Below are 7,124 nucleotides of genomic sequence, written 5' to 3' on the forward strand. Positions count from 1 at the left end.
GATCTTTTGAATCTTTTGGCTGATTGCTGCCATAGCGCTCTCAGGTTGCTGTCAAAAGCACCGTCGTATTGCTGTCAAAAGCACCGTCATTAAGTCACAATACTTGCTCGAATCCGAAGGCGGGCAGCGTAATTTCCATGCCGTCTGGCAGAATGACACCGACTCTAAACTGCTCTTGCTGCTCGCCTTGCACCTGGGTATACAGATAGGCTGTGCTCGATGCTTGAGCGAGGACTTCTTGGGCAATCACCTCGTTGCGATCGCGCACCCGCAATTGAATACCCGCTGGCAATATCTCTCCGACCTGTGGCCCTAGCAGCAAAAACAATGTCCACTCGGGCTCATTAGCCGTTTCTACTGGCCATACCCAGGCGTATATCTGACAGATGCAGGTTCCTCCAATCGATATTGGACTTCCCGCCCCTCTAGCTACTGCTGGCAAATTAATACCCTGCTCAGCAAGCGTTTCTAAAACAGTATCCACAGAATTTCTGACTGGTCGCATCGCAGTCGATAAAGGGGGAAGCAACACCCATCGCATCTGTTCTGCTGCATTGTCTAGCTGGCCTTGCAGCCAGGCTGCCGCGTTGATTACGCTTTCAGTAACTGCTGTCCTCCCGGATCTAGCCCTTTCAGCAAGAGTCGTCTGTTCTGTTGCTTCTCTAGCAACTTCTTCATTTCTCGCTTCAACAGGTTCTAAACAGTTCAGATACAACAGAATCTGTTCTGGCTCAATATCAAAATAAGAGACAGGTACGGCCAGCGGTTCTGCGCTAGTGCGAGCCTGCTGCAATCTTTCTGCGCCTATCCTTTGCAGCAGCTGATCGCGCCGCAGGCCAGCTAATACACAGACTTGATTGACTTCTTCTTGGACTTCAACAATCACATATAGATGCGCGATCGCATCCATCCAAGAATCTGCCGTTGGATCTAACACAATCTCAACTCGGTCATCGCTCAGGCCGCCCATCGCCAATATGCCCAAGCGATAGCCACCTACCCTCAGAGTAGCGGCAGGAGTAGCGGCAGGAGTAGCAGCCAGATCAGCGGCTGTTTCCGTAGAAGCTTCGAGCGCCGTATGCGTCACGGCCAAAGGCGTTGCTCCTTCTCCTAACCACTGCTCAAAACCGGCGATCGCCAGCGCCTTTAGAGCAGTCTCCCACTCTTTACCCGGCTGGGCGCTAAGCCGACTGGCCGTTTGACTGGCCGTTTGTGCTAGCTGATTAGCCGATGCAATAGCAGCATCCAAAAGTTCTACAGTATTGTCATTTAGTGGCGTCATATCATCGAAATAACCGCCCGAATCAAGAATTATAGCTGTCATGGTTTTACAGGTAGAGCCTTAGCAAGCGTTTAAAGGTTAGTGAAAACAGATAATAGTGAAAGACAAATCGTGATAATTCAGCATAGATGACGACAAACAATGCCGATATTTCTTAGTCAAGACTCCCATTTAGGGTGAAGCTTTCACAGCAGAAAGAACAGAAGGTAGCCGAGCACACAGCCGCTGAGCGAACTTACTTTTTGCTTGTCTATTTTTAGAAACCTGGGCTTCAGCGGCAGCTTCGGACATGACCGCTTCTGTCTCCTCTGTCAGCACCGCTTCTAGCTGCTTGGTGATCGTCGATAGCCGAGCTGGCGCAATAAACTGAAGGGCATCTGCTTTCACCTGCTGCTTTAGCTGATTAAACCAGTGAGCACAGACTTCTGTTCTAAACCGCTTGAGTTTTAAGAGCCGAGTCACCTGCACCTGAGAAGAGAGCCCGATTTTCTGGGCGATCGCACCCATAGAGAGTCCCCGACAGTGAAACAAATCCAGCGCCGACAAAAATAGCTTCCCCTTCGACGGCTGACGTTTTTCGTAGCCTGTGGCATAGCTGCGTGCTACGGCGGCGATCGCCTCGTCTAGACTGGCCAGAAAATGAGCGCGATAGCGCTGTACAAATTCGTCTTGCGCCGCGCCGGATTCGGCTTCAGCTTCAGATGGTGATGGATCGGCCACTTGTAGATAGGGCTGGTTATCGATCGTCGCATCTAATGACCGAGTCATCGGCATGCCCCGGCGCACGGCGATGCGGTGCTCTCTGAGCTGACTAGCCAGTTCACTCAACTGCTGTAAAACTACGCCAGGTGGACTGCCGGGTGATATTTCTAATAGCTGCGCGTCGGTAGGCGCTAGGCAGCGACTGGCACGGCCTGATTGCTGGCGTTGAATGATGCGATCGCGGCGATATACCTGATGATACGCCGTCAACAGCGTCTCCTTCTGTTTTAGCGCTGCTGTACTCAGACCGGGCAGCGCTCTGGCTAAGCGGCCTACGGACGTATCGTTGAGTAAGGCCCAGTCGCTAATGCGGTACAGTCCTCGCTCTAGGCAAAATCGATTGATCTCAGGATGCGCTTTTGTCACTCGGCTCGCCCAGGTATTCAAAGCTGCCTGACTGGGGTCATATCGCTCTAGAATGCTGACCGATAAGGGTTGATAGGTTAGTGTGACACGGCCATCGTCATCGAGTACCAGCGGCAAAAGCTCGGCAGTCGTAAAGCCGTAGCGCTGGCCAAATTGGCTAGCTAGCTGAGAACAGATCGCCGCAATCTGATGAGAAAGCCAGCAGCGTAGGCACAAGAGCGCTATGGACGATTCTTGCTCGCCTGCTTGCCAGCGCTGCCACAGATAGGTTTGTACTTTTTTGTCATCGCTAGTGCGATCGCTATCATCTGTACTCTCTAGATTGTCCAGATGGATTTGACACCAGCGTTTAGCCACAGGCATCGCTTTGATTTTTCGCTGCCCAGCGCTAGTTAATGTCACCATCTGCCAATACCGAGGAGTCAGGGCCATAGCTCAAGGAATGAAACAATTTGTTGTTACCATAATTGAAACCAGCTGCTCAGTCATACTTCTACCCGGTAGCAGCCTATTCATCCCAACCCTGAGATCGGGCTAATTCACTCCAATCTTGAGATCATAGGTGGCATTGCCTCGGCTACCGCCCACAATAATTTTGTAGTCACCCGTATGCGGTAGAAATATCTCCGCCTGCCGTAGCTCAGTGCCCAAGATCATATTGCTCGGTGAAACGACGTCAAAAACGGCATTGTCCTCAGCAGAGCTAACCGAAAGCGTCATCATCTGCCCACCCTGGGCGGTGACTAGATAGACATCGCGATCGCCTCTGACCACCGCGTTGCTTACAGTCGTCGCACTCTCGCCAGCGTCAAAGAACACCTGCGTTGTCTTTAGGTGATTAGCACTTTCTGTTAGATCAGCTGCCTCTAGACCGTCCTCATTCTGAAAGGCTTTGCTCGCCACCACGCACTTTTCTTTTTCAAGTGTGGCACTGTCAGTCTTCAGCGCACCGTCGCTGACTTTCCAGGTTTCCTGACGGTTCTGCTGATCGTATTCGATCCATGTCGCCACATCCAAATTTAGATTGCTGCCGTCTATCGTGCCATCGAGCGCCTGCACGTAGGAGGTGTAGTAGCCGTTTTCTTCGTTGTGAATAGTGCTTTGCACGTCGCCGACTACTCTATCTGCCGAATCAATCGACAGTCGCACATAGGTCGTTTCAAAGTCGGTATCGGTTGAATAGCAATATCTGCCCGGCTGGAGTACTGGCAAGACAGGATCGGGCGTGGGCTTGTCTTCTGCTACTTTGCCGGGTTTGGTAGGTAGCTCGCGATCGCTCTGGTTACCCTCGTTAGCTGAGCTCACACTATTCTCTATAGCCTCTCTCACCTGCTCGCTTTCACTTGATTCTACGGTCGAGCTACCTGTCGAACCGCAGCCAGCTAGCAGCAGAAGTGCGAACAGCGGACCACAGCATTTGCCAAAAGTTCTAAACATCATTCTTATTCAATATTCATTCAAGAAACTATAGATAACCACCGATCTAGAGCATGGAATTACGGAAACAGCCTATCGCCAACTAACGTTTGAAGCAGAGGATGTCCTCTATCTTTAATGCAATGTGTCTAATGCGATACGTCTAATTCAATAGATAGCGCGATAGATCAAGAATTACCCATTGCTTGGTCCAAAGTGACAAACTGCAAACTCAAGCTGGCAAACTCGAACTAGCAAATTAGCCCAATCAAGCAAATTCTCAATCCAAAGTGGGCATAGCTGATCGGGAAAGCTAAAGACGGTGCTCATCCTACCCTTTTCAACCCAACAGTTATGGCTCAGTCTTCGACGAGTAATAGTGTATTTCTATCATTGTCTCACCACAGCCAGGATCACCTGGCAGGGCGTGTCGAAGATCTTTCGATCCCAGATTTTATTGCGTTTTTAGAGCGGACGACTAAAGATTTTAGACAGTCTCTCAAGGTGATTGATCTAATCAACAATCAGTCTTTAGAGCCCATGCTCGATGAGCTGCTAGAAACCTTTACTCTCAAAATTGGTCAGATTTTGCAAGCTGAACGGACGACCATCTTTGTCGTCGATGAAGATCGCCAAGAGCTGTGGTCTAAAATTGCTCAAGGGACAGAATCTGACAGCTTGGAAATTCGACTGCCGATCTCTCACGGCATCGCTGGCTACGTAGCCACGACGGGCGAAGGGCTAAATATTCCAGATGCCTATGCAGATAGCCGATTTAGCGATGCTACAGACAAAAAAACTGGCTACCGCACTCGCAATATTCTATGTATGCCGGTGGTGAACGAGGATCGTAAAGTCGTCGCGATCGCTCAGCTACTGAACAAAATCGGCGCTCAGCCTTTCTCTAAAGATGACGAAGTTCGCTTTGCGCGCTTTGCGCCCTCTATCGGCATCTTGCTAGAAACCTGCCAAAGCTTTTACCTGGCCGCGCGTAACCAAAAAGGAGTCGCGGCGCTGCTCAAAGCCATTTCTTCTCTAGAGCAAAGCCTCAATCTTACGGTTACTCTGCAGTCTGTCATGGCCGCTGCTCGTCAGCTGATGAAGGCCGATCGCAGTACGCTTTGGCTACTCAACGAAAGTGAAGATGAGCTTTGGACGCAGGTCCGCAGCGCCGACGGTAAGTCTTTAATCGACCTGCGTCTGCCGGCCAACAAAGGCATTGTCGGCCATGTCGCGGCCACTGGCGAAAAGCTCAACATTCCCGATGCCTACAAAGACGAGCGCTTCGATGTCTCTTCTGATCAAAAAACGGGCTATCGCACCCGCAACATTTTGTGCATGCCCGTTTTCAACTCCAGTGGCAAACTGATCGGCGTCAGCCAGCTGATCAATCGCATCCAGGGTCAGTTCACAGGGCTCGACGAATCCTTTATGCGAGCGTTTAACACCCAAGCCGGAATTGCCCTCGAAAACGCGCAGCTTTTCCAAGAAATTTCCTTAGAGAAGCAGTATCAAAAAGACATGCTAGAGAGTCTTTCTGATGCTGTGATCTCAACCGATATGGCCGGGCGAATTGTCACCATCAACGAATCGGCACTGAAATTGCTAGGTGCGCCGGTTGGCGCAGTCGGCGGCTGGGCTACGGCTGCGATCGATCGCGAACTAGATGACAGTAGAGGCCAAGATGCCAACGAAAGAGTCAACGAGGCGATCGCAACCCAATGGCAACAACAGCTAATAGGCCGATATCTCTGGGATGTCGTGCTTTTAGACCGACTGCAGCAGCGGCTAGAAGACAGCCTGACCTCCGGGGCTAGGCACTACGTACCAGAGCAGTCATTAGTCGTCTCTGTTGCCACGATCAAAGTGCCCAAAGGGCCTAGTCCTTGCCTTTTGGTCGTTCCTAACGAGTCGGGTAGCTATCGGCTGTGGAGCGCTAGTGAAGAAAGCATCACTGTTGGACAGTCCGAGATTGAGCAAGTCGCTGGCTGGGATCGCAGCACTAACCTGACGGTCAGTCCGCTTAGCGATCCACAAGGCGGCGTGCGCGGTGGCCTAGTCGTACTAGAAGATATTAGTCAAGAAAAGCGGATGAAAACGACGCTATATCGATACATGACGCCAAGCGTCGCCGAAAGGGTCATGGCGCTTGGTGAAGATGTGCTGATGGTAGGCGAGCGCAAAGAGGTCACTGTTTTGTTCTCTGATATTCGCGGCTACACTAGCCTGACCGAAAAGCTAGAAGCCGCCCAGGTCGTTTCTATGCTAAATGAGTACTTTGAAACGATGGTAGAAGCAGTCTTTCACTGTGAAGGCACGCTAGACAAGTTCATTGGTGACGCGCTGATGGCGGTATTCGGTGCGCCGCTGCCGTTGGAGAATCATGCCTGGTCAGCTGTGCAGTCGGCGCTAGATATGCGTCGCCGACTGACGACATTTAACGCAGAGCGACGCGCCAAAGGACAGCCGGAACTACGCATCGGCGTCGGCCTCAGCTCAGGTGAAGTGGTTTCTGGCAACATCGGATCGCAGCGCAAGATGGAATACACCGTCATTGGCGATGGCGTTAACCTTAGCTCTCGGCTAGAGAGCATCACCAAACAGTACGGCTGTGACATTGTGCTGAGCGAACACACCTACGAACTTTGTCAGAAGAAGATCTGGGTACGCGAACTCGATTTGATCCGAGTCAAGGGCAAGCAAGAGCCCGTCAAAATATACGAGCTGATTGGCGATCGCACTCAGCCTCTAGACATCAAAACCAAGTCATTTCTCGATCTGTATACCCAGGGTCGCGAAGCCTACAAAGCGATGTCGTTTAATCTCGCTATCTCGCTATTCCGATTGGCCCAGGCGCTAAGGCCAGACGATCGCGCCATTGAGCTGCACCTTTCTAGAGCCAAAACGTACTTGCTCAGACCACCCGCCGCAGACTGGGATGGGGTTCATACAATGACCATGAAGTAGACTGCGGTTACAAATCGACTCTATAGCTTCTGTCACTTGGCTGAGGTACAGTTTTCAAAGCTGAAAGCGCTATATTGCAATAGGCCAAGTGACTCGCCTGTAACGAATGCATCCGGTACAGGCTCTATCGATCGACATGAGCAAAAGAGATGTATTTCACGAAGCCGTCAAACGCGGGCTCGAAAAAGAACAGTGGCATATTTCCAAAGACCCGCTAAAGCTAAGGATCGAAGATTTAATAAGATGCACATTTTCTGCCGCCCTTACCCTAGCCCTCTCCCGAGTACGTGTCTAGCGTAGTTGTTGGTCAGCAGCCTACGTTGCTTACCCA

5 protein-coding genes are annotated in these 7,124 nt (G+C 51.1%); 2 read left to right on the plus strand and 3 right to left on the minus strand.

The window, feature by feature from the left end:
- Positions 1-94 precede the first annotated feature (94 nt).
- The 3 genes from IQ256_RS18810 to IQ256_RS18820 form a co-directional block, all read right to left on the minus strand.
- Entirely contained in the window at positions 95-1,324 is a 1,230-nt protein-coding gene (locus IQ256_RS18810) for a DUF1822 family protein (protein ID WP_193857093.1), read from the minus strand.
- A 129-nt stretch (positions 1,325-1,453) separates the two neighbouring features.
- Positions 1,454-2,842, minus strand: a complete 1,389-nt coding sequence (locus IQ256_RS18815; protein ID WP_193857094.1) for a hypothetical protein — start codon at positions 2,840-2,842, stop codon at positions 1,454-1,456.
- Between the two features lie 102 nt (positions 2,843-2,944).
- Positions 2,945-3,847 carry a hypothetical protein gene (locus IQ256_RS18820; RefSeq protein WP_193857095.1) on the minus strand — a complete coding sequence of 301 codons (903 nt, stop codon included), beginning with the start codon at positions 3,845-3,847 and terminating at the stop codon, positions 2,945-2,947.
- Positions 3,848-4,180: 333 nt separating this feature from the next.
- On the opposite strand from IQ256_RS18820, the gene IQ256_RS18825 reads away from it, so the two are divergent.
- Positions 4,181-6,793 (plus strand): adenylate/guanylate cyclase domain-containing protein, encoded by a 2,613-nt coding sequence (locus IQ256_RS18825; protein ID WP_193857096.1) that lies wholly within the window; start codon positions 4,181-4,183, stop codon positions 6,791-6,793.
- A gap of 136 nt (positions 6,794-6,929) precedes the next feature.
- On the plus strand, positions 6,930-7,088 hold the full coding sequence (locus IQ256_RS18830) for an element excision factor XisH family protein (protein WP_193857097.1): 159 nt from the start codon (positions 6,930-6,932) through the stop codon (positions 7,086-7,088).
- The last annotated feature ends 36 nt before the right edge of the window (positions 7,089-7,124 follow it).

The sequence above is a fragment of the cf. Phormidesmis sp. LEGE 11477 genome, assembly GCF_015207105.1.
GTDB lineage: Bacteria > Cyanobacteriota > Cyanobacteriia > Phormidesmidales > Phormidesmidaceae > Phormidesmis.